The following is a 22,249-nucleotide window of genomic DNA, read 5'->3' as shown; positions in this document are numbered from 1 at the left end:
GCACATCAGCCCCGACGCCGCCGCGCTGCTGAACCAGACCTTCAACACCGACGCCGTCCAGGACGAGATGCTCGTCGGCGTCGCGAAGATCACCGTCGCCACGGAGTAACCCTCCCGGGCGGATCCGTGACGACGAGCCGGCTCCGCCCTGACGGGCGGAGCCGGTGATCCCGGTGGGCCCCCTCTCGCACTCTGTGCGGGAGGGGGCTTCTCCCGTTGAGAGGGGCGGTGCTCGGGGACGGCGGCTCACCAGACGCCGAGGTCGGACCGACCAGCACGAAGCGCAGGTGCCGCCGGCGTCGCGAGGTCACCTGTCGCCGGAGGTGGACGTCCCCGGCCCTGTCGTTCAGATGCGAGCTTCGTCGCGCTGCGATGGACAGCGACACGCCCGGGCTGTACTGTCTCGTCTCGTGCCGACAGTCGGCACGTTCGTCGCCTCGTCGACGTCGAGCACCCCGAGAGAGGACTCCACCGTGTCGAATCGCACCCTGACCGACATCCGTGCACCGCGCCTCCTCGGGGGCACCGGTCCGAGCCGCTATCTCGCGCAGCACGCACTGCCCGAGCAGCAGCAGATCACCGTGCTCGAACTCGACACCCTCTCGTAGGCCGCCCGCGTCATCCGACGCCCCGCGCCCACGAGGGCCGGGGCGCATCTCTCGCATCCACCGACACTGCAGGGTCGGCGTGCGTCCGTCCGTCCCGGACGACGACACCCCACCCCACAGAGGACCGAGAGGACCATGGAGAAGATCACTGCCCGGCTGTTCAGCTGGGCGAGCCTGCTCGAGGACAAGACCGAGCAGCAGGCCAGGACGACGTCGACGATGCCGTTCATCTACCCGCACCTCGCACTGATGCCCGATGCCCACCTGGGCCTCGGCGCGACCGTCGGGTCGGTGATCCCGACGCTCGGCGCCGTCATGCCGGCCGCCGTCGGCGTCGACATCGGCTGCGGCATGATCGCCGTGCGCACGCAGTTCACGGCGGACGACCTGCCGTCCGACCGCAGGCCCCTGCGTGAGCAGATCGAGCGGGCGGTGCCGACCTCGGCCGGCGCCTACAACCGCAAGGTCGTCGCGACCGCCGAGCCACGCGTCGCGGAGCTCGTGGCGCTGGCCGCCGAGTCCGGCTTCGACCCGGCGTCGTACGCCCGCAACTGGCAGCTGCAGCTCGGCACGCTGGGCAGCGGCAACCACTTCATCGAGGTCAGCCTCGACGAGACGGATGCGGTGTGGCTGTTCCTGCACTCGGGCAGCCGGGGCGTCGGCAACAGGATCGCGCAGGCGCACATCAGGATCGCCCAGGCGGCCATGAAGCGCTGGTGGATCACGCTGCCCGACCCCGACCTCGCCTACCTGGTCGAGGGCACCGCGGAGTTCGACCGGTACATCGCCGAGCTCGGCTGGGCTCAGCGCTTCGCCCTGCTGAACCGCGAGGAGATGATGGACCGGGTCGTGCGCCAGTTCACCGACTGGGTCGGCTCGCCGGTGGAGGAGCAGGAGCGGATCAACTGCCACCACAACTTCACGCAGCGGGAGCGGCACTTCGGCAAGGACGTGTGGCTCAGCCGCAAGGGCGCCATCTCGGCGCGAGCGGGGCAGGCCGGGCTGATCCCCGGCAGCATGGGCACCGCCTCCTACGTCGTCGAGGGCAAGGGTCATCCCGTCGCCCTCGAGTCGTCACCGCACGGCGCCGGGCGGGCGTACTCGCGGAGCGCCGCACGCCGGAAGTTCACGCACGACGAGCTCCGCACCGCGATGGAGGGCATCGAGTACCGCGACACCGACGCGTTCCTCGATGAGATCCCCGCGGCGTACAAGCCCATCGACCAGGTCATGGCCGACGCGGCCGAGCTCGTGACGATCCGACACACGCTGCGCCAGATCGTCAACGTCAAGGGCGACTAGCCGGGCGCGCAGGAGGTGCGGGTCATCTCGGACGAGGATTCTTCCGGCTGGGAGACCGAGATGATCCGACACCTGCGAACCGGGGTCGGCCCCACAGGAGGTCGCGCGGTCTCCGTCGTGCGAGGGATATTCCCCGTGCGGTGAGCGACGATCCAGGGCCCGGTGCCAGGGTGAGGGGCATGCGTGTTCGTCTGAGCCCCCTCGTCGCCACCGCGTCAGCCGCCCTCCTGGTCGTCGGTCTCGCCGGCTGCACCTCCGAGGGCGCGGCGCCGCCCACCGAGACCGTCACGGCGACGGAGACCGTGACACCGACACCGACACCGGCGCCCACGGCATCCGGAACCGCAGCCCCGGCGCCCGCTCCCAGCGCCCCGGTGACGTCGACGCCCGGCCCTGACGGGGCCTCCGGAGGCGGGGGAGACCTCGGCGACGGGACGGCAGGCTCCGTGGGCGACCGCTGCACCGTCGACGAGCTGCAGGGCGGCATCGACGACGGAGGCGGTGGTGCCGCCGGCAGCGTCGGAGTCGCACTCATCCTCACGAACGTCGGCGACCGCACCTGCGAGCTGCAGGGGTGGCCCGGCGTCTCGTTCGTCGGCGGCGGCGACGGCACCCAGCTCGGAGCCTCCGCGACACTGGACCGCTCCACGGCGCATCCGACCGTCGAGATCGCCCCCGGCGGCTACGCCCAGGCCATCCTGACGATGGTGCAGGCGGGGAACTACGACGACGCCGAGTGCGAGCCCCAGCAGAGCGAGGGATTCCGCGTCTACCCGCCCGGATCGACGGCGTCGCTGTACATCGAGGCCGGGGGACGGCTCTTCACGGCCTGCACCTCCCCTGACGTGCAGCAGCTCTCGGTCGGGGCGATCGAGCCCGGCCCCTGACCGCCGGTCCGCCGTCCGGCCCGATCCGAGCACCATCGAGAGGAACCGCCATGCCCGCCAGATCGCGATCCCGGGTCCTCGCCGTGCTCGTCATCGGTGTCGTCGTGGCGGGCGCGGCCTCCGGGTGCACGGGCGTGCCCGGAGACGCCGACGGGCACTCGCCCGGCGCCGGTCCCTCCGTCGCCGCGTCGCCGACGGCGGAATCGGAGACCCCCTCAGGAGGCGCGGAGGCCGACTCGGACGCGCTGCCCCTCCCTCGCGACGAGATACCCGACTGGGCGGCGACGGCCCTCCCTCCGCAGGGCGCGGCGCCTCGCGTGATCGCTCAGAGCGGGGGGCTCGGCCCCGGCACGTCGACTCGGCTCACCGTGTCCGCGCCGGAGGCGCCCGCGGGTCGATACGCCGTCGACGTGGCGTGCCTCGGCGCCGGGACCGTCACCGTCCACCTGACGGAGCCCGAGGACGCCGCCTCTCCGGACGCCCCCGACGCGACCTGCTCTGATGAGACGATCAGCTTCGAGTACGACAGCAGCCCCGATGCGCCTCGCCTCAGCCTCGGCCTCGTCGGCGATCCGACCGTCTACGCCGTGGCCGTCGCGCCCGTGACGGACTGATCGGTCGCCCCCGGGTCCGGCCGGGCCGCACGCCGATGGGCGGCGCACCGCCGCGCGGCGTAGCGTCCACTGCTGTCGCCCGATGCACCTAGCGCTTCGGACTCACCGCACGGTCGGCCCGGCACCGTGCGACGCGGCAGGCGTCCCTCGTGGCCCGAACCACGAGGGACGCCACCCCCTGTACCCCTCGCATTGCCAGCTAGGCGACACCTGTCGCGCGTAGTTTGGGAGCGTCGATCGGGGATTCGGGTCCTCGGCCGACGGGCGGGGCCACCACGTCGGGTACGTGATGCCGGCCCCGCCGCCTCTGTCCTCAGGGTCTGCGCGATGTGGCGTGTCGCGCTCCCTCGGGCTGTTCAGGCGTCAGCCGTTCCCGCCCTCCCTTCAGGTCTCGAACTCGCCCTCGAGGGGACCGCGGGGTGATCGTCCGGCCGTGACGATCCGCGTCCGGACTTCCCGTCGTGTCGGGAGTCGGCGTCTTCGGCTGGGTCTGGCCTTCCGCTAGTCGGGGCGTCCGTTCTGCGGTTCGTCCGTCGGGACGAGCACGTCGCCCACCACGACCTCGGTGTTGCAGTCGAAGGGGCCGGCGGTGGCGGGTCGCGAGATCTGCCACCAGCGCCGGTCGAAGCGGTCGCAGACGGCGCTGGTGGCGTCGCCGGCGACGGCGACGTACTCGAGCGTGCCGCCCGGAGTCTCGCGGACGACTCCGGCAGCACCTTCCCTCTCGCCTCGATCGACGATGGACGCGGCCGTCGGTGCAGGCGTCGGAAGCGCGTCAGTCGCGCTCTGCGGAGTGGCCGAAGCCGAGGGGGTAGTGGGCGGGGGCGCCGAGTCGCTCGTGCACGAAGCGGATGCGAGCACCAGCGCCGCAGCGAATACAGGAGTCACCAGCCGGAATCTGATCGTCACACGATGAGATCAGGTCACTAGCCCTGCCCACTCGTGCAATGTCTTCCGTCCTCTGAGCGCGTGCTCGGCGAGTTCCGGGGCGGCATCCCGGCCGGTGAAGAGCGGGGTGACCGGTGTCGAACGTTCTCGCCCGCGAGAATCAGTCCACTTCACGGACGGCCAGGGCGTTGTCGATGTGATGGAGGCGCGAGGCACGCTCCGTGACCACAGCTGGCCGTAGACGACCATCTCGTCGCGACGGAGGACGATCCGCACCCGGTGGTTGCGAATCGCCGCCACGACTCCGATGACTGCTGCTGAGGCTCCCGTGACGGTCTGAGGCCAGCCCGGGGAGACCCAGGTGCCCTGCCAGATCGAGACCCCTCCGGCGACGATCAGGAACAGGGCCGCCCCGAGACCCATCCGTCTGGCGAGTCGCAGCGGCCGGATGACGATGTCCGAGCCTGGGTCCCGGCCCTCGGAGTCCATGCACATCAGAGAACTCCCTCATGAGGCGCATGTCAAACGGTGAACAGGGTCGACATCATCAACGGCACCATCAGTCCGAGCATCGTCCGCTCGATCACGACACTGGATCGGTGTCGTCGGGCGAGTGCCTGCACGACCCTGCGCTTCCGGGTGCCGGGTGCTAGCTTCCCGCCATGACCTGGCCCGCCGTGCACATCTCGCGACCCTTCGACCATGACGTCGAGACGGTGTCCGGGGTCGCCGGGCATCCGGAGGATCTCCCCCTCTGGGCGGCCGGTCTCAGCGCCGGCATCCGAGAGGAGGACGGGCGATGGTTCACGGACTCGCCCATGGGCGTCGTCGAGGTGGCCTTCACCGGCCCGGTCGCGTCGGGGATCCTCGATCACGACGTGACCCTGCCGGATGGGACGGTCGTGCGGAACGCCTTCCGGGTCGTCGCCAACGATGACGGCAGTGAGGCGATCTTCACCCTGTTCCGCCGCGACGGCATGTCCGAGGCCGAGTTCCAGGCCGACGCCGACACCGTCCGCGGCGACCTCGACAGGCTGGCGCTGCTGCTCGAGACGCGCTTCCCGTCCGCCCGATAGGCGGTCCCGCCCCCGCCCCGTGTCGAGCGCGATGCCGGACGGGTCCGCGGACCTCGTCAGGGACGAGGTGACCGGGCTCAGTGCCCGGCGCCGAGCTCGCCGGCGAGGCGGGCGTGCATCCCGCGGGAGGCCTCGTTCATGCCCTCGATGACGGCGCGTTTGCCGTGCCGGTCGTACCTGGTCGTGATCGCATCGAGCGCTGCCACGGTGGAGGCGTCCCAGATGTGCGAGCCGGAGAGGTCGATGACGACGTCCTCCGGGTCGTCGGCGTACTCGAACCGGGTGGTGAGGTCGTTGCTCGAGGCGAAGAACAGCGCGCCGGTGACCGTGTAGCGGGCTCGGCCGTCGCCCTCGTCGTTCGTCGCGAGCGTCCGCTCGACCGTCGCGAGGTGCGCCACCCGGTGGGCGAAGACGATCATCGCGGCCACGACGCCGAGCACGACGCCGATCGCGAGGTTGTGCGTGATCACGACCACGGCGACCGTGAGCGCCATGACGATCGTCTCGCCGAGCGGCATCCGCCGGAGTGTCGACGGCCGGATGCTGTGCCAGTCGAAGGTGCCCACGGAGACCATCATCATGACCGCCACGAGGGCCGCCATGGGGATCATCGCCACGACGTCGCCCAGGCCGACGACGAGGATCAGCAGGAAGACGCCCGCCATGAAGGTCGAGATGCGGGTGCGGGCGCCGGAGGCCTTGACGTTGATCATCGTCTGGCCGATCATCGCGCAGCCGCCCATCCCCCCGAAGAGGCCGGAGAGGATGTTCGCCCCGCCCTGGCCGAGGGTCTCGCGGGTCTTGCCGGAGCGGGTGTCGGTGATGTCGTCGACGAGCTTGGCGGTCATGAGCGACTCGAGGATCCCGACGAGCGCCAGTGCGACGGCGTAGGGGGCGATGATCGTGAACGTCTCGAGGGTGAGCGGCACCGACGGGAGGAGCAGCGACGGCAGGCTGTCGGGCAGCTCGCCCTGATCGCCGACGGTCGGGACGGCGATCGCAGCGGTCACGGTCGCCGCCGTGAGCAGCACGATCGCCACCAGCGGTGCCGGGACGACCCTGGTCAGGCGCGGCACGAACACCATGATGCCGATGCCGACCGCCACCATCGGGTAGACGATCCAGGGCACGTCGACGAGGTTCGGCAGCTGTGCCGTGAAGATGAGGATCGCGAGCGCGTTGACGAAGCCGACCATGACGCTGCGCGGGATGAAGCGCATGAGCTTCGCCACGCCGAGCAGGCCCAGCGCGACCTGGAGGACCCCGCCGAGGATGACCGTCGCGATGAAGTAGTCGACCCCGTGCTCGCGCGCGACCGGGGCGATGACGAGCGCGATCGCACCGGTCGCCGCGGTGATCATCGCCGGCCGGCCTCCGAGGAACGCGATCGACACCGCCATGACGAAGGAGGAGAACAGGCCGACCCGCGGATCGACGCCGGCGATGATCGAGAACGAGATCGCCTCGGGGATGAGGGCCAACGCGACGACCAGGCCGGCGAGCACCTCCCGGCTGAGGATCCTCGGGCTGCGCAGGGCGGTCAGCACCGAGGGCTCGGCGCGAGACCGGGCCGAGACGGGCGCTTCGGGGGAGATGGTCATGGGGGCTCCTGACGGAGACGGGGCTCTCGTCGTGGGAGCCGATCGGATGATGTCGGGGGTCGGGCGCGTCATCGCGCACGTCGCCTGCTCGACCGCACCGGAGAGCGCGGGAGAATGGCGGAGGAGGTCACGTCGACCGGCTGTCCAGCCGGTGACCAGAACTCTACCCTAACGTAAGGGTCGATTTGGAGAGGCGGTGTCCGATGGTCTCCGGGCGCAGCATGATGCACATCGGCGAACTCGCCGAGCGGTCCGGGATGTCGCTGCGGAGTCTGCGGCACTACGACGAGATCGGCCTCGTGTCCGCCTCCGGCCGGACCGAGGGCGGGTTCCGCCTCTACACCGAGACCGACTACGACCGGCTCATCCTGATCCGGCGGATGAAGCCTCTCGGCTTCAGTCTCGACGAGATGGCCGACCTCCTGCGCATCATCGACGCACTCGAGGAGGACCCCGACGGCACCGATCGATCGGAGCTGCGGGCCGGACTGACCGGCTTCATCGAGCAGGCGGTCGAGCGGCGGGAGAAGCTGCGCCGTCAGCTCGACATGGCCGACGAATTCGTGGAGCTCCTCCGCACCCGCTGACGCTCGGCCGGGCGTCACCTGGTCCTGGCGGCGGATGTCCTGGGAGCACGGTCTAGGTTGGGCCCGGGGCACCCACGGAAGGAACCGCCATGAGCATGGAAGGCGCGGCCTGGAGCTCGCTCTACAAGATCTCGACCGCCCGAGACGGCGATCACGGCTTCTCCCGCGAGTCCGTCCGCCGGATCATGACGTTCGCCGTGCCGTACCGCTCCAAGCTGGTGGTCTTCATCATCCTCTCCGTCGTGGGCGCGTTCCTCGCGGTCGCGACGCCGGTCCTCGCCGGTCGGGTGGTCGACGTGATCGTCGCCCGCGGCGCGGTCTCCACGATCGTCCGGCTCGCGGTCGTCATCGCCCTCGTGGCCGTGGCCGACGCCGCAGTGTCGCTCGTGACGCGCTGGTACTCGGCACGGATCGGCGAGGGCGTGATCCTCGACCTCCGCACCGCCGTGTTCGACCACGTGCAGAAGATGCCGATCGCGTTCTTCACGCGCACGCGGACGGGCGCCCTCGTGAGCCGTCTCAACAACGACGTGATCGGTGCGCAGCAGGCCTTCAGCGGCACGCTGTCGGGGGTGGTCACGAACCTCGTGGCGCTGGTCCTCACCTTGAGCGTCATGCTCAGCACGTCCTGGCTCGTGACGGTGCTCGCGGTCGTCATGCTCCCGATCTTCCTCGTGCCCGCGCGCCGCATGGGCAGCCGTCTCGCCGCCCTGCGCCGCGAGGCCGCCGATCACAACTCCGCCATGAGCACCCAGATGACCGAGCGCTTCTCGGCGCCCGGAGCCACCCTCGTCAAGCTCTTCGGCCGCCCGGACGAGGAGTCGGCGGAGTTCCGCGTCCGCGCCGCCCGCGTCCGCGACATCGGGGTCCGGACCGCGCTCCTGCAGTTCGTCTTCGTCACCGCGTTGACCCTCGTCTCCGCCCTCGCCCTGGCGCTCGTCTACGGGCTCGGCGGTGCCCTCGCGCTCGCCGACCAGCTCGACACGGGCGAGGTGGTCACCCTGGCTCTCCTCCTCACCCGCCTGTACGTGCCCCTCACCGGTCTCGCGAACGCGCGGGTGGAGATCATGAGCGCCGTGGTCAGCTTCGAGCGCGTCTTCGAGGTGCTCGACCTGGAGCCGCTCATCCGCGAGAAGCCCGACGCCGCCTCCGTGCCCGAGGGCCCGGTGAGCGTCGAGTTCGACGACGTCCGCTTCGCGTACCCGTCCGCCGACAAGGTGTCGCTCGCCTCGCTCGAGGAGGTCGCGACGCTCGACACCCGCGGCGGTGAGGAGGTGCTGCACGGCGTGTCGTTCCGCATCGAGCCGGGGCAGACCGTCGCCCTCGTCGGCACGTCCGGTGCCGGCAAGTCGACGATCGCGCAGCTGCTCTCGCGCCTGTACGACGTCGACGGCGGCGCGGTGCGGCTCGCGGGGACGGACGTGCGCGACGTGACCTTCGCCTCGATGCGCCACACCCTCGGGATGGTGACGCAGGACGGCCACCTGTTCCACGAGACCATCCTGTCCAACCTGCGCCTCGCGAGGCCCGAGGCGTCCGAGGACGAGGTCTGGGACGCCGTCCGCCGCGCCCGCCTCGAACCGCTCATCCGGTCGCTGCCCGATCAGCTGGACACCATGGTGGGCGAGCGCGGCTACCGGCTGTCCGGGGGAGAGCGCCAGCGGATGACCATCGCGAGGCTCCTGCTCGCCCAGCCGCGGGTCGTCATCCTCGACGAGGCGACCGCCGCGCTCGACTCGACGTCGGAGGCCGCCGTGCAGGCCGCGCTCAGCGAGGCGCTCGAGGGCCGGACGGCGATGGTGATCGCGCACCGTCTCTCCACCATCCGCAGCGCCGATCAGATCCTCGTGATCGAGGACGGCTCGATCGTCGAGCGCGGCACGCACGAGGAGCTGCTCGCCGCGGAGGGGCGCTACGAGGAGCTGCACCGGACCCAGTTCGCCGTGCAGAAGAACGTCGCGGCCGACGAGGAGGCGCGGAGCGGGTCGTAGCCCCGAGCCCCGAGCCCCGCCGCGGCGGGGAGCGAGCAGACTGGGCTGATCCTCCTCGAAGAAAGAAGACCATGTCAGCGCTGACAGTCCTGTTCATCGGCGGCACCGGCATCATCAGCTCGGCGGCCGCCGTCCGAGCCGTCGAGCTCGGTCACCGAGTCACCCTGCTCAATCGGGGGTCGTCCTCGCTCCGACCCGCGCCTCCCGGGGTCGAGGTGCTGACCGGCGACGTCGCGGATCCGGCTTCGATCCGCCGGGCCCTCGGCGACCGGTCGTTCGACGTCGTCGTCGACTTCGTCGCCTTCACCCCCGACCAGGTGCAGGCCGACATCGACCTCTTCACCGGTCGCACCGGCCAGTACGTGTTCATCAGTTCGGCGTCGGCCTATCAGAAGCCGGTCGCCGCGCTGCCGATCCGCGAGTCGTCGCCGCTGCGCAACCCGTTCTGGCAGTACTCCCGCGACAAGATCGCCTGCGAGGACCTCCTCGTCGGCGCCTACCGCGATCAGGGCTTCCCGGTCACGATCATCCGGCCCTCGCACACCTACGACCGCACCTCCCTCCCCGTCACCGGCGGCTGGACCGTCGTCGACCGGATGCGCCGCGGCCTCGAGGTCGTCGTCCCGGGCGACGGGACGTCGCTCTGGACCCTCACGCATCACGTCGACTTCGCACGGGCGTTCGTCGGACTGCTGGGACTCCCGGCCGCGGTCGGCGACGTGTTCCACATCACCTCCGATGAGGCCCTGCCGTGGGACCAGATCTACACGACCCTCGCCGCCGCGGCCGGGGTCGACGACCCGAGGCTCGTCCACGTGGCGAGCGAGAGCGTCGCCGTCGTCGAGCCCGAGTGGGGCCCGGGGCTCCTCGGCGACAAGGCGCACTCGGTCGTGTTCGACAACTCGAAGGTCAAGGCGTTCGTCCCCGGCTGGCAGGCGACGACGTCGTGGGCCACGGGCGCTCGCGAGATCATCGAGTGGTTCGACGACGACTCGTCACGTCGCGAGACCGACCCGGCGGCGGAACGGGCCTTCGACCGCCTCCTCGCGGGCGCTCGCGGCTTCGGCGGACAGGGAGAGGACCCCCTCGGGACCGGCGAGTGAGACACGGCCGACGCGACGGGGATCAGAGCCGTCGCGGTGGCCGGTCGGGGTGGACGGTCGGTCCCGAAACCGAGGCCGTTCCGGCGCGTGAACCGCGCGCCTCCCTGGATGATTACAACGCATGGACCTCGGGTTGTCGACGTGGCCGTGAACGTCCCTCGCAATTCGTACAGAGGCGTCTACGGAACCCGCTCATCACGCCGCGGATGCCTCTCGGACCGCGGCGTCCGGCACATCGGCGCGGAGGCGCCGCACGCTCGGTGCCGAGAGCGCTGCCGTGGTCGCCAGGACGATGACGAGTGCGCACGCGACGAGCGTCGACCGCGCGCCGAACACGTGCGCGGCCGGGCCCACGAGGATCTCGCCGAGGGGGATGGCGACGAACGAGCCGACCATGTCGTACGAGTACACCCGGGCCAGCGCCTCCCGGGGGATGCGGGTCTGCAGCGACTGATCCCACGAGATGGCGAAGATCTCGAGGGCGACGCCCCCGAGCAGGAAGGCCGCGACGAGCACCGGCAGGGCGGGAGCCAGCCCGAGGGTCGCGACCGGCACCGCGGTCACGGCCATGAGCCCCACCCCGACGGCCAGTGCCCGCCGCGGGCGCCAGCGGAGGGCCACGAGCGCCCCGACGGCCAGGCCGACGGTCTGGGCCGCGACGACGAGGCCCCAGGCGGCGCGCCCGAACGACTCGTCGGCGACGACGGGGCCGAGCACCGTCGTCGCTCCGACGAAGGCGGCGTTGAGGACGGCGAACTGCGCGACCACGATCCACACCCACGAGCGGCGGGTGAACTCGTGCCAGCCCTCGCGCAGGTCGGCGAGCACCGTCGTCGGCCCTCCGCCCTCCGAGACCGGGCGAGCCGCCGCGGGCAGTCGCAGTCGCGCGAAGAGGGCGCCGGCCACGGCGAAGCCCGCCGCGTCGACGGCGAGCCCCCACCCCGGTCCGACGACGGCGACGAGACCGGCTCCGGCGGAGGCGCCGAGGATGCCGCCCGTGCTCAGTCCCAGCCGGAGGAGCGCGTTCGCCGGTCGCAGCAGCGCCGACGGAACCGTCTCGGGCACCAGCGCCGCGGCCGCCGGCAGGCTGACGGCGGCGACCGCTCCGTTCAGCACGCTCAACACCACGAGCAGCGGGATCGTCGCCGCCCCGGTGATGACGAGCGCGGCGACCACGGCCTGGGTCGCCGCGGCCGCCAGGGAGGCTCCCACGAGCACGACGTCGCGCGGCAGCCGGTCGGCGATCACGCCGCCGAGCAGCAGCACCGCCACGTTCGCGATCGACCGGGCGGCGACGACGAGGCCCAGGTCGGCCGCCGAGCCCGTGAGGTCGAGCACGGCGAAGGCCAGCGCGATGGGTGCGACGGAGTTGCCGAGGATGCTGGTCGTCCGCGCGGCGAGCAGCCACCGGAAGGCGCGATGCGCGAGGGGACCGCCTCGCGCGCCGGCGGTTCCGGGAGTCGAGGAGGCGCCTCCTCGGTCTCCGGTCATCGTCGCCTCATCGGGAACAGCGCCGCCGTCATCGACACGGGCCGCGTGCCCGGCGTGCGCGGGGGCTGCGCCGCCGCGTGCAGGAGGGACGACGCCTGGCCCACGTGATGGACGACGCGACGCCAGGTCTCGGGGTCGACCCACAGCTCGGCGTCGGTCGAGATCTGGTGCCCTCCGGTCCTGAGGCGCGAGCGCCGACGGAGCTCGTCGACGAGAGCCTCGACGTATTCGGCACGCAGGTCGTCGCCCGCGACGGCCGGAGTCGGCTCGGGCGGGAACGGCCGCGCCGACGACAGATGCCGGTAGCGCTTCGCGTCGCCGCCCCGGATCCGCACCACGTCGACGACGGTCACGAGCCCGACGCGCTCGAGGACGCGCAGGTGGTAGCTCGCGGTCGCCTGCGAAACCCCCAGCTCGCGTCCGGACTCGGCGGCGCTCATGGCCGCCCCCGTCAGGAGCGAGAGGAGGCGGAGGCGGATCGGGTGAGCGGTGGCGCGCAGTTCGTCGAGGTCGGACATGCGGTAATCGTGGGCGCTCGCCGGCCGACCGTCAAATGTCTCTTTGGGGGTCGTGGTGGGAGACGAGGAGGCGCCCCGCTCGGATGTCGAGCGGGGCGCCTCGGGGGATGGTGCGGCGGTGCGAACGGATCAGGTGCGGTCGCGGCCTGTCCTGTCGTCCGCGCTGCTGCCGGGTGCGGCCCCCTCGGCCACGGTCGCGTCGGACTCGGATTCGGACTCGGACTCGGCCGTCGCGTCCGCGTCGGTTGTCGCCTCGGCCTCGGCCGCGGCGTACGACGCGCTGAGCGCCTCGTCGGGCTCGTGCTCGACCCAGGCCAGATCGTCCTGCGAGTGGTCGTAGGCGGCGGGGACGAGCGCGAAGTCGTCGCCGTACTCCTCGAGGCCGTTGCGGACGCTGTGCCGCACGACGCGTTCGGCGTACTCGTCGCGGAGGATGAGCGGGTCACGACGGAGGTCCTTCGTGAACGCGATCATGATGAACGCCATGATGATCGCGAACGGCAGAGCCGCGATGATCGTGACGTTCTGCAGCGCGCTGAGACCCGCCCCGTCCTCACCTCCCGCGACGAGCAGCACCGCCGCGATGGCCCCGACGAGGACACCCCAGGTCACCGTCACCCAGCGCGACGGCTCGGGGCGGCCCTGCTGCGACAGGGTGCCCATGACCAGCGAGGCCGAGTCGGCTCCGGTGATGAAGAAGATGGCGACGAGCACCGCGGCGATCACCGTCGTGACACCGGCCAGCGGCAGGCTGCCGAGCATGCCGAACAGGACCTCCTCCGGAGGGCTGCTGGGCAGCGGCGCGTCGTTCATCCGCTGATCGATGGCGGTGACGCCGAAGATGGCGAACCAGATGAACGACACGATCGACGGGACGACCACGACGACCGAGACGAACTGGCGCAGGGTGCGGCCGCGCGAGATCTTGGCGATGAACATGCCGACGAAGGGGGACCACGAGATCCACCAGGCCCAGTAGAAGATCGTCCAGCTGGAGAGGAACGCCTGCGCCTCCTCGCCCTGCGAACCGGAGCGGCCGATCATCATCGGCAGATCGCCGACGAACTGCGCGGCGACCGACGGGATGACGTTGAGGATCAGCATCGACGGTCCGACGAAGAAGACGAACAGCGCCAGCAGGAGCGCGACGACGGTGTTGATGTTCGACAGCGCCTGGATGCCCCGCGAGACGCCCGAGACGGCGGAGATGATGAACGCGATCGTGAGCACGGTGATGACCCCGACGAGCAGGGCGTTGCCGGCCTGGCCTATGCCGCTGATCAGCTCGACTCCGTGGCCGATCTGGAGGGCGCCGAGACCGAGCGAGGCCGCCGTGCCGAAGAGCGTCACGATGATCGCGAAGATGTCGATGGTCTTGCCGATGGGGCCCTGGGTGCGGTCCTCGCCGAGCAGCGAGGCGAAGATCGAGGAGATCAGCGGCGTCCGGCCACGACGGTAGGCGCCGTAGGCGATCGCCCCGCCGATCAGGGCGTAGAACGACCACGCCTGCGGACCCCAGTGGTACAGGACCTGCGTCAGGGCCGTGTGCATCGCCTCGACGGTCTCGGCCTCGTCGGTGCCCGGCGGCGGGCTCTCGAAGAACGTCAGCGGCTCGGCGGCGCCCCAGAAGACGAGGCCGATGCCCATCCCGGCGGCGAACAGCATCGAGATCCACGAGAACATCGAGAACTCGGGGGCCTCGTCGTCGCGGCCGAGGCGGATGCGACCGAAGCGGCCGAAGCCGACCCAGAGCATGAAGACGAGGATCACGGTCGCGATCGAGGTGAAGAACCATCCGGTGTACTCGATGATCCAGCCGAGCACGGCCGTCGCCGTCGAGGCGAGGCTGTCGCCGCCGAGGACGCCCCAGGCGAGGAACGCGACCGTGAAGAGGATCGCGACGCCGAAGACGACCCGATCGGTGCGGAACACGCGACCGGTCTGCTCGACGCCGAGACCGGGTATGAGGGCCGGGTGGACGCCGACGGGCGGTGGTTCGGTGAGGTCACGGACGAGGCGTCGGGCGCCTCCGGCGGTGCGTTCATGCGGGTTCGCGCCGGTCGGATCGGTCGGTTTCGGGGCCTGCTCGTTTCCTTGCATGAGATGAAATTGTCCGTGATGCGAAGGGAAACGTCTAATCGAGGTGGCCGAGCGGACCGGCGGCGAGCCCTGAAAAGCGACCGGGATCCGCCCCGATGTCATCCTCCCGGCGGGCCGGTGGTCCTCGAGACCGACGCGATCAGGACGCTCTCCCGCGATCCTGGTGACATGACACGACGCCTCGGCCACGCCCTCGTCTGGTGGTCGCTCGCCGCGGCCGTCGGTCTGCTCCTCGGGGGAGCGACCTCGTTCGCGCAGCAGCACCTGCCCGACGGGCTCCGCTCGTTCGCGAACTCGAACAGCGGGTGGACGCTGCTGGCCTTCGCCGTGGTCGTGGTCTCTACGCGGTGGTCGAGCGCCCGCCCCTGGTGGGTCGCCGCGGGCGTCGGACTCGTCGTCTTCCATGCTCTCCTCCAGGGCTATGCGATCGTGTCGACCCTCCGCGGCTTCCCGGACTCCTACGGGCCCGGCGACTTCTTCTTCGTCGTGGCGTCGCTCGCGGGCCCGGTCATCGGGCTGGCGGGGCTCTGGTGGCGTTCCGCCTCGGGCGTGCGGCGGGCGGTGGGGGCCGCGGTGTTCGCGGCGGTCATGATCGGCGACGGCGCCTGGGGGCTCCTCCGGGTCGTCGAGACGACGGGGTGGCTCTACTGGGTGCTGAGCATCGCCGTCGGCCTCGGCTTCCTCGCCTGGACGGCGAGCCGCCTCCTCGTGGCCCGGCGCGACCGGGGGCTCGCGGTCGGCCTGACGATCGTGGGCGCCGCCCTGTTCGTGGTGCTCTTCAGCGCCGTCTGACCGGCCGGAACGATCCGTGACGGGCCGTTCCCTCGCGGAGCGGAAGCGGACCCCACCGGAGGCGCGGCGTCCGGGAGGAACGCGGAGTACTGTGGCCGAGCACGCCGCGGATGGCCGCGGATCGTGCCTCGGATCAGACCCTGCCGAGTCCGTCGACGGCGACCGCCGCTCGACGGTCGTCGTCTCGGGGCCGGTGCTCCGCGGACCCGATGCGCACGAGGTCCGCATGATCGTCTCCCCCCGTCATCTCATCGCCCGGCCGCTCATCGGCTGGTGGCTCTCGACGAGCGCCGCATCGTGGCGTCGCCACGACATGCCCGCCGACTCCCCGCACGTCAACGCACGAGGAGCCGACCCCGACCGCGTCCTCCTCGCGGGGGATGGAGCGGCGACCGGCCGCGCCGTGCTCACCCGCGACCTCGGGCTGCCCGCATCCCTCGCGCGGGCGCTCACCGGGCGCACGGGTCGGGCGACCGACGTCGACGCCGTCGTCACGGGCGACATGACCGCGGACAGCTGTCTGTCCGCTCTGGCCGACGTCGATCTCGAGCGCTTCGACGTCGTCGTCCTGATGGTCGGCGCGAACGAGGCGCTCGCCCTGACACCGGTCCCGGCGTGGGAGGAGGCCCTGGGCACCCTGCTCGACGACGTCGCCGGGCGGTCGCCGGCGGCCACGCGCATCCTCGTCCTCCCGATCGCCTCCTTCGGGGCCGTGCCGGGATTCCCGCGATCACTGGCGCGCGTGGTGGATCGGCACGTCCGGACGATGAACGAGGCGACGTCGGCGCTCGTGGCGCGCCTCCCCGGGGTCGAGGTCGTCCCCGTCGACGCGTCGGCAGCCTCAGAGCCCGAGGGGTCCTCCGCGTACCGCCGCTGGGCCGAGGCGATCGCGGTGCGCGTCAGCGCCTCCCTCGATCCGGCCCGGGCGGCTGCGCGCAGCACGGAGGAGGACGACGAGCGGAGACGGCAGGAGGCGCTCCTCGCCCTCGCCGATCGCCGCCCCGTCACGGAGGAGGACGCCGGGCTCGACGCTCTCGCCGAGAGGGCCCGGCAGGCGTTCGGCACGTCGATCGCCGCGGTGACGCTCGTCGAGAGCGACGTTCAGGTCATGCGCGCGGCTCGGGGCATCGACCCGGTGGTCCTGCCCCGGGACGAGGCGTTCTGCGACCTCACGATCCGGCGCGCCTCGCACTTCGTCGTCGAGGACGCGAGTCTCGACTCCCGATACGCCGACTACTCGATCGTGGCCGGCGATCCGGGCGTCCGATTCTATGCGGGATACCCGATCGAGTCGCCGGACGGACACCGCGTGGGGGCGCTCTGCATCATGGACACCGAGCCGCGGAGGTTCACACCCCACGACGCCGCGCTGCTCCGCAGCATGGCCGAGGGGGTCCAGGCGCACCTCTGGCGCGACCGGGACTGACCGGTCGCGGCGTGCGCCGGTGCGGTCGGACGGGTGCCGCCTCGCCCCGGGACGACGACGCGGCACCGTGCTCCCGCACCCGCAGGGGTGGCGAGGCGCACGATGCCGCTCGTCGTCAGACGTCGATCTGGGGCGGTGTCAGCGCTTCTTCACGTTCGACACGGCGTCCTCGGAGTGGCTGACGCCCTCCCGCTTGTCCTTCTTGTCGGCGCGCTTCTCCTTGAGTGAGCGGACCGCCGTCTTGGCTGTTCCCTTTTTCGCTGATTTCTCTGCCATGGTGGTGCCTCCGTACCTGGACCTCGATGGTCCGGTCGCTGGAGCCTAGGCGCAACGGGCCCCGCCGCACGCCCCCGCAGGCGGGTTGGCAGCTTCGGGCCCGGCCGTGTCGGTGCCGGACGCTACCGTGGTCCCCGCGCACCCGCCTCCGACCCGCGCGCCCCGCCCGCCCCGAGACCCAGGTGACCGACATGAGCGACGACCTCGCCGACCGCCCCCCGACTCCGCCCTCACCGGCCGCGGCGCCCTCCCGCAGCGACCGTCTCGACGACCTCCCCTTCACGTCGAAGCACCGCCGCCTCCTCGTCGGCTCGGGCGTCGGCTGGGCCCTCGACGCCCTCGACGTCGGTCTGCTGTCGTTCGTCATCGCCCAGCTCGCGGTGGTGTGGAGCGATCAGGCCGGTCAGCTGGCCTGGGTCGCCTCCGCCGGCTTCGCGGGGATGGCGATCGGAGCCGCGGTCGGCGGTTCGCTGGCCGATCGGCTCGGCCGCAAGACCGTCTTCGCGCTGACCCTGCTACTCTACGGGCTGGCGACCGGCCTCTCGGCCCTCTCGTGGTCGGTCGGCGTCCTGCTGGTGCTCCGGTTCGTCGTCGGGCTGGGTCTCGGGTCGGAGCTCCCCGTCGCCTCGACGCTCGTCAGCGAGTTCTCGCCGCGCCGCATCCGCGGTCGCGTCGTCGTGCTGCTCGAGGCGTTCTGGGCCGTCGGCTCGATCGGGGCCGCCCTCGTGGGCTTCCTGGTCATCCCGACCAGCGACGACGGCTGGCGCTGGGCTCTGCTGATCGGGGCGGCGCCCGCCCTCTACGCCGTGTTCGTCCGCCTCCGCATGCCCGAGTCGGTGCGCTACCTCGAATCGCGGGGGCGTCACGCCGAGGCCGAGCGCACGGTCCGCGACTTCGAGGAGGCCGCGGGCGTGGCCGCCCCGGCGACGATGCCATCGGAGGAGGCGCGGGTCGTCGCCTCATCGCCCCGCACCTCGGTCGCCGAGCTCTTCGGCGCCGGGATGGCGCGCCGTACGGTGCCGATCTGGATCGTCTGGTTCATGACCAACTTCTCGTACTACGGCGCCTTCGTCTGGCTGCCGACGCTGCTCGTGGCGCAGGGATTCCCGCTCGTGCGCTCGTTCGAGTACGTCCTGATCATCACCCTGGCGCAGCTGCCCGGCTACGCGGCCTCGGCCTGGTTGATCGAGAGATGGGGGCGTCGGGGCACGCTGGCGTCGTTCCTGCTCGGCTCGGCGATCGCGGCCGGGTTCTTCGGCTTCGGCGCGGTCAGCGGCAGCGTGACGCAGATCCTGGTGTCCGGGATGCTCCTGTCGTTCTTCAACCTCGGCGCGTGGGGCGCCCTCTACGCCGTGACCCCCGAGCTCTACCCGACCGCCCTGCGCGGCACCGGGGCCGGGTGGGCCGCCGGCGTCGGCCGCCTCGCCTCGATCGCAGCGCCGCTCTCGGTACCGCCCGTGCTGGCCCTCGGCGGTCCGCCGACCCTGTTCGTGGTCTTCGGCGCCGTGTTCGTGATCGGGGCCGTCGCCGCGACCCGGCTCCCCGAGCTGCGCGGCACGAGGCTCGCCCGATGAGCCCGCGCAGGCGTCGCCGACCCCTGACCCGTCGTCGCGCCGTCGGGCTGGCCGTCGTGCTGCTGGCCGGGGTCGTCCTCGTGGCGTTCCCGCGCCTCCTCGACGGGGGCGCCGGCGGGGGATCGGGCGACGGCCCCGGCGGGGGAGCCGTGCCGACGAGCGTCCCGACCGAGACGGCCGAGGCCGTGGTCGAGCGGGTCGTCGACGGCGACACCGTGGTGGTCCGCGTGCAGGGCGAGCGGGAGCGAATCCGGCTGATCGGGGTGGACACCCCCGAGACGGTGAAGCCCGACGCGCCCGTCGACTGCTTCGGACCCGAGGCGAGCGACGAGACCACCGGCCTGCTGCCCGGGGGGTCGACGGTCTGGCTCGAGTCCGACGCCTCGCAGGGCGACGCCGACCGCTACGACCGGCTGCTGCGCTACGTGTGGGCTCCCGACGGCACGATGCTCAACGAGCATCTGATCGCCGACGGCTTCGGTCGCGAGGACACCTACGACGACCCCTACCGCTACCGCGACCGGTTCGTGGCGGCCGAGGCCGAGGCCGAGCGCGCCGACCTCGGCCTCTGGGGCGCCTGCCGATAGGGCCCGCGGCGGGTCGCCGTGCCCTCGGTGGCGTCAGCGCGGACCGGCCGCGGCCGACGCGGGCGAGCCGGCGCCGGACGTCGTCGCCCTGCGGAGGCCGGGCCACCAGAACCGGTCGCCGAGCACGAACACCAGGGCCGGGACGAGCACCGTCCGCACCACGAGGGTGTCGAGCAGCACGCCGATGCAGACGATCACGCCGACCTGGGTCAGCGCCACCACGGGCAGCACTCCGAGCACGGCGAACACCGCCGCGAGCAGGATCCCGGCACTCGTGATGACGGCCCCGGTCGATGCGAGCGCCCGGATCATGCCCTCGCGGGTGCCGTGGACCAGAGCCTCCTCGCGGGCCCGGGTGGTGAGGAAGATGTTGTAGTCGACTCCCAGGGCCACCAGGAACAGGAACGCGTAGAGCGTCACCGCCGTGTCGAGCGCCGGGAACCCGAGCACGTTCTGGAACAGCCACGTCGACGCCCCGAGGCTGGCGAAGAACGTCGCCAGCACCGACGCGATGAGCAGGACCGGAGCGACGAGCGAGCGCAGCAGCACCGCGAGGATGGCGAAGACGATCGCGAGGATGATCGGCGCGATGAGGTCGATGTCGGCCTGCGCGGCGGTCTTCGTGTCGTAGGCCGTCGCGTCGCTTCCGCCGACCAGCGCCTCCGCCGTCTCGCCGCCGTCCTCGGCGTACGCGGTGCGCAGGCGCTCGATCGTGGCGAAGGCGGCGTCGCTCTCCGGCTCGGCGGTCAGCTGCAGGTCGACGCGGGTGAGTCCGCCCGACGTCTCGGCGGCCGTCGCCGTGTCGACCCCGTCCGTCCCGGCCGCGATCGCGGTCGCCCGGTCGCTCGCGGCCGACGGCACGAGCACGGTCGTCCGACTCGTCAGACCGGCCGAGAACGAGTCGTCGACGATCTTCTGCGCGGTGACCGACTCGGGGTCGCCGAGCAGCTGATCGGTCTGCGAGAGTCCGACGGCGTATCCGCTCAGCCCCAGGCAGAGCACCGCGATGCCGGCGACGGCCGACACCGCCACGACGGCCGGACGGCGCGAGACGCCCCGACCGAGACGGTCCCAGAACCCGCGTCGGGGGGCCGTGCGGCGGGTCGCGCCTCCTGCGCTCTCGACGGCGTCGCGCGAGACGTCGGCCGGGTCGACCGGGCCCACCGAGGAGGCGCGGGGCACGAAGGGCCAGAAGAGCCCGCGACCGCAGACCACGAGGGCCGCCGGCAGCGCCACCAGCGCGAAGACGATGGCGATGACGACTCCGACGGCGCAGGCGAAGCCCAGCGCCCGGTTGCCCGAGAGCGAGGCGAGCAGCAGGGTGAGGAGGCTCAGCGCGACGGTGCCGCCGCTGGCCGCGATGGCCGGGCCCGCGCTCGTGACCGCGGTGCGCATGGCACGGTGCCGATCGGGCTCGCGCAGCAGCTCCTCGCGATAGCGGGCCACGAGCAGCAGCGCGTAGTTCGTGCCGGCGCCGAAGACCAGGACGGAGAGGATCCCCGAGATCGACGCATCGATGGTGATGCCGAGCGGCGCGGCCAGAGCGGCGGCGACGCGCCCGGCGAGGGCGTCGGCGGTTCCGACGACGGCGAGCGGGACGATCCAGAGGACGGGGCTGCGGTACGTGACGATGAGCAGCACGGCGACCACGATCACGGTGACGAGGAGCAGTCGGAAGTCGGCGCCGGCGAACGCGTTCGCGATGTCGTCCTGGAACCCGATCGGGCCCGTCAGAGAGGCCTCCAGACCCTTCGGCAGATCGGCCCCCGCGGCGTCGCGGAGGGACGTCGCGGTCGCCGCCACGTCGGCGTCGGCCTCGTCGGCGTCGAGGGGCACGGCCACGAGCGCGGCCGTCCCGTCGTCGCTGATCTGCGGGCGCACGGCCTGCGGCGTCGTCGACAGGTCCGCGAGCGCGCCGGCGCGCTCGTCGATCGCGGCGAGGTCGTCCGCGTCGAGGGTGTCGCCGCCGTGGCTGAACACGAGGATCCCCACGGTCGTGTCGGCGCTCGGGAAGCGCTCGAGCAGGGCCGTCACCTCGGCCGACTGGCTCGAGGCCGGCACGCCGGAGGGGGGTGCGGCGTCGCCTTCGCTCGAGGGCAGGAAGGCGAAGAGGAGGGCGACGGCCACGGCGGTGGCCGCGAGCACGGCCCAGGCGGCACGGGGGCCGCTCACGAATCGGGCGAGGGTGCGCACGGTAATCCTTCGTTCGGTGAATGTCTTAGCTGCTAAGACTATTGCCCATCCCCGGGTCGGTGCGCAAGAATCGAGGGGCAGGAGGCCCGATGCCCGACCCGACCCACCCGACCCACCCGACAGACCCGACCCACCAGACCCGACCGATCGACTCGACCCGCTCGCCGCTCGCGGACGACATCGTCGCGTCCATGCAGCGGCTGACCACCGAGTCGCAGAAGGTCGCCCAGGCCTTCGCGACGCAGCAGGGCCTCGGGCACATCGACCTCGAGGCTCTGCTGCACGTCATGCAGGCCGAGCGGGGCGGCGACCCCGTCACGGCCGGCCGCCTCGGCGAGCTGCTCGGCGTCACCTCGGGTGCGGCGACCGGGGTCATCGATCGTCTCGAGCGGGTCGGCCACGTGCAGCGCAGTCGCGACGACGCCGACCGCCGCCGGGTCCTCGTCCGCTACTCCGACCGGGCCCGCGCCGTGGCCGGCGCCTTCTTCGGCCCCCTCGGCGTGATGAGCGACGAGGTCATGTCGGGATTCGACGAGGCGGAGCTCCGCACCGTCCGCCGATTCCTCGACGGCATGTCGGCCGCGATGGCCGAGCGGGCGCGCGAGGTGGGGCGCTCCGCCTGAGCCGACCCGCGC

The 22,249-nt window shown here is 72.0% G+C and carries 20 protein-coding genes; 13 read left to right on the top strand and 7 right to left on the bottom strand.

What is annotated here, in order from left to right; all coding sequences use genetic code 11:
* Nucleotides 1-473 precede the first annotated feature (473 nt).
* From ASF89_RS16200 to ASF89_RS11590, 4 genes are all read left to right on the top strand, one after another.
* Entirely contained in the window at nt 474-608 is a 135-nt protein-coding gene (locus ASF89_RS16200) for a hypothetical protein (protein WP_255354989.1), read from the top strand.
* A gap of 135 nt (nt 609-743) precedes the next feature.
* Nucleotides 744-1,910, top strand: coding sequence for an RtcB family protein (locus ASF89_RS11600; RefSeq protein ID WP_055814680.1), 1,167 nt, complete (start codon nt 744-746; stop codon nt 1,908-1,910).
* Nucleotides 1,911-2,089: 179 nt separating this feature from the next.
* Nucleotides 2,090-2,797, top strand: a complete 708-nt coding sequence (locus ASF89_RS11595) for a DUF4232 domain-containing protein (protein ID WP_055814677.1) — start codon at nt 2,090-2,092, stop codon at nt 2,795-2,797.
* 50 nt (nt 2,798-2,847) lie between these two features.
* Nucleotides 2,848-3,411 carry a hypothetical protein gene (locus tag ASF89_RS11590; protein WP_055814675.1) on the top strand — a complete coding sequence of 188 codons (564 nt, stop codon included), beginning with the start codon at nt 2,848-2,850 and terminating at the stop codon, nt 3,409-3,411.
* 501 nt (nt 3,412-3,912) lie between these two features.
* Here the strand turns inward: ASF89_RS11590 and ASF89_RS11585 are convergent.
* Nucleotides 3,913-4,299, bottom strand: a complete 387-nt coding sequence (locus tag ASF89_RS11585; protein WP_156357304.1) for a hypothetical protein — start codon at nt 4,297-4,299, stop codon at nt 3,913-3,915.
* A gap of 662 nt (nt 4,300-4,961) precedes the next feature.
* Between ASF89_RS11585 and ASF89_RS11575 the strand changes: the two genes are divergently transcribed.
* A complete protein-coding gene (locus ASF89_RS11575; RefSeq protein ID WP_055814667.1) occupies nt 4,962-5,375 on the top strand; it encodes a hypothetical protein in 414 nt (137 codons plus the stop codon).
* A gap of 77 nt (nt 5,376-5,452) precedes the next feature.
* Here the strand turns inward: ASF89_RS11575 and ASF89_RS11570 are convergent, their stop codons facing one another.
* Complete coding sequence (locus ASF89_RS11570) at nt 5,453-6,976, bottom strand: SulP family inorganic anion transporter (RefSeq protein ID WP_055814665.1); 1,524 nt, start codon at nt 6,974-6,976, stop codon at nt 5,453-5,455.
* Nucleotides 6,977-7,179: 203 nt separating this feature from the next.
* Between ASF89_RS11570 and ASF89_RS11565 the strand changes: the two genes are divergently transcribed.
* The 3 genes from ASF89_RS11565 (at nt 7,180) to ASF89_RS11555 (ending at nt 10,657) form a co-directional block, all read left to right on the top strand.
* Nucleotides 7,180-7,563 carry a MerR family transcriptional regulator gene (locus tag ASF89_RS11565; RefSeq protein WP_055795686.1) on the top strand — a complete coding sequence of 128 codons (384 nt, stop codon included), beginning with the start codon at nt 7,180-7,182 and terminating at the stop codon, nt 7,561-7,563.
* Nucleotides 7,564-7,652: 89 nt separating this feature from the next.
* Nucleotides 7,653-9,554, top strand: a complete 1,902-nt coding sequence (locus ASF89_RS11560) for an ABC transporter ATP-binding protein (RefSeq protein WP_055814662.1) — start codon at nt 7,653-7,655, stop codon at nt 9,552-9,554.
* A gap of 71 nt (nt 9,555-9,625) precedes the next feature.
* Entirely contained in the window at nt 9,626-10,657 is a 1,032-nt protein-coding gene (locus ASF89_RS11555; RefSeq protein ID WP_055814659.1) for an SDR family oxidoreductase, read from the top strand.
* A 195-nt stretch (nt 10,658-10,852) separates the two neighbouring features.
* On the opposite strand, the gene ASF89_RS11550 is transcribed toward ASF89_RS11555, so the two are convergent.
* From ASF89_RS11550 to ASF89_RS11540, 3 genes are all read right to left on the bottom strand, one after another.
* Complete coding sequence (locus tag ASF89_RS11550; protein ID WP_055814656.1) at nt 10,853-12,148, bottom strand: MFS transporter; 1,296 nt, start codon at nt 12,146-12,148, stop codon at nt 10,853-10,855.
* Entirely contained in the window at nt 12,145-12,666 is a 522-nt protein-coding gene (locus ASF89_RS11545; protein WP_055795695.1) for a helix-turn-helix domain-containing protein, read from the bottom strand. Before ASF89_RS11545 ends, ASF89_RS11550 begins: the two co-directional genes overlap by 4 nt.
* Before the next feature lie 129 nt (nt 12,667-12,795).
* Complete coding sequence (locus ASF89_RS11540; RefSeq protein ID WP_055814651.1) at nt 12,796-14,766, bottom strand: BCCT family transporter; 1,971 nt, start codon at nt 14,764-14,766, stop codon at nt 12,796-12,798.
* A gap of 168 nt (nt 14,767-14,934) precedes the next feature.
* On the opposite strand from ASF89_RS11540, the gene ASF89_RS11535 reads away from it, so the two are divergent.
* Complete coding sequence (locus tag ASF89_RS11535; protein ID WP_156463375.1) at nt 14,935-15,558, top strand: DUF6518 family protein; 624 nt, start codon at nt 14,935-14,937, stop codon at nt 15,556-15,558.
* Nucleotides 15,559-15,784: 226 nt separating this feature from the next.
* The gene (locus ASF89_RS11530) at nt 15,785-16,984 is read left to right on the top strand and encodes a GAF domain-containing protein (protein ID WP_156463374.1); all 1,200 of its coding nucleotides are present in this window, start codon (nt 15,785-15,787) and stop codon (nt 16,982-16,984) included.
* Between the two features lie 138 nt (nt 16,985-17,122).
* On the opposite strand, the gene ASF89_RS15965 is transcribed toward ASF89_RS11530, so the two are convergent.
* Nucleotides 17,123-17,260 carry a hypothetical protein gene (locus tag ASF89_RS15965; protein WP_200913432.1) on the bottom strand — a complete coding sequence of 46 codons (138 nt, stop codon included), beginning with the start codon at nt 17,258-17,260 and terminating at the stop codon, nt 17,123-17,125.
* A 191-nt stretch (nt 17,261-17,451) separates the two neighbouring features.
* Between ASF89_RS15965 and ASF89_RS11520 the strand changes: the two genes are divergently transcribed.
* Together ASF89_RS11520 and ASF89_RS11515 are read left to right on the top strand one after the other, a co-directional pair.
* Entirely contained in the window at nt 17,452-18,834 is a 1,383-nt protein-coding gene (locus ASF89_RS11520) for an MFS transporter (RefSeq protein WP_055814965.1), read from the top strand.
* Nucleotides 18,831-19,421: a thermonuclease family protein gene (locus ASF89_RS11515; protein WP_055814640.1), complete on the top strand. Its 591-nt coding sequence runs from the start codon at nt 18,831-18,833 to the stop codon at nt 19,419-19,421. Before ASF89_RS11520 ends, ASF89_RS11515 begins: the two co-directional genes overlap by 4 nt.
* A gap of 33 nt (nt 19,422-19,454) precedes the next feature.
* Here the strand turns inward: ASF89_RS11515 and ASF89_RS11510 are convergent, their stop codons facing one another.
* On the bottom strand, nt 19,455-21,614 hold the full coding sequence (locus ASF89_RS11510; protein ID WP_055814637.1) for an MMPL family transporter: 2,160 nt from the start codon (nt 21,612-21,614) through the stop codon (nt 19,455-19,457).
* A gap of 89 nt (nt 21,615-21,703) precedes the next feature.
* On the opposite strand from ASF89_RS11510, the gene ASF89_RS11505 reads away from it, so the two are divergent.
* A complete protein-coding gene (locus ASF89_RS11505) occupies nt 21,704-22,237 on the top strand; it encodes a MarR family winged helix-turn-helix transcriptional regulator (RefSeq protein WP_055814635.1) in 534 nt (177 codons plus the stop codon).
* Nucleotides 22,238-22,249: the final 12 nt, after the last annotated feature.

The organism is Frigoribacterium sp. Leaf172, from assembly GCF_001424285.1.
Classification (GTDB): domain Bacteria; phylum Actinomycetota; class Actinomycetes; order Actinomycetales; family Microbacteriaceae; genus Frigoribacterium.
This window is presented reverse-complemented; position numbering and strand designations above follow the sequence as displayed.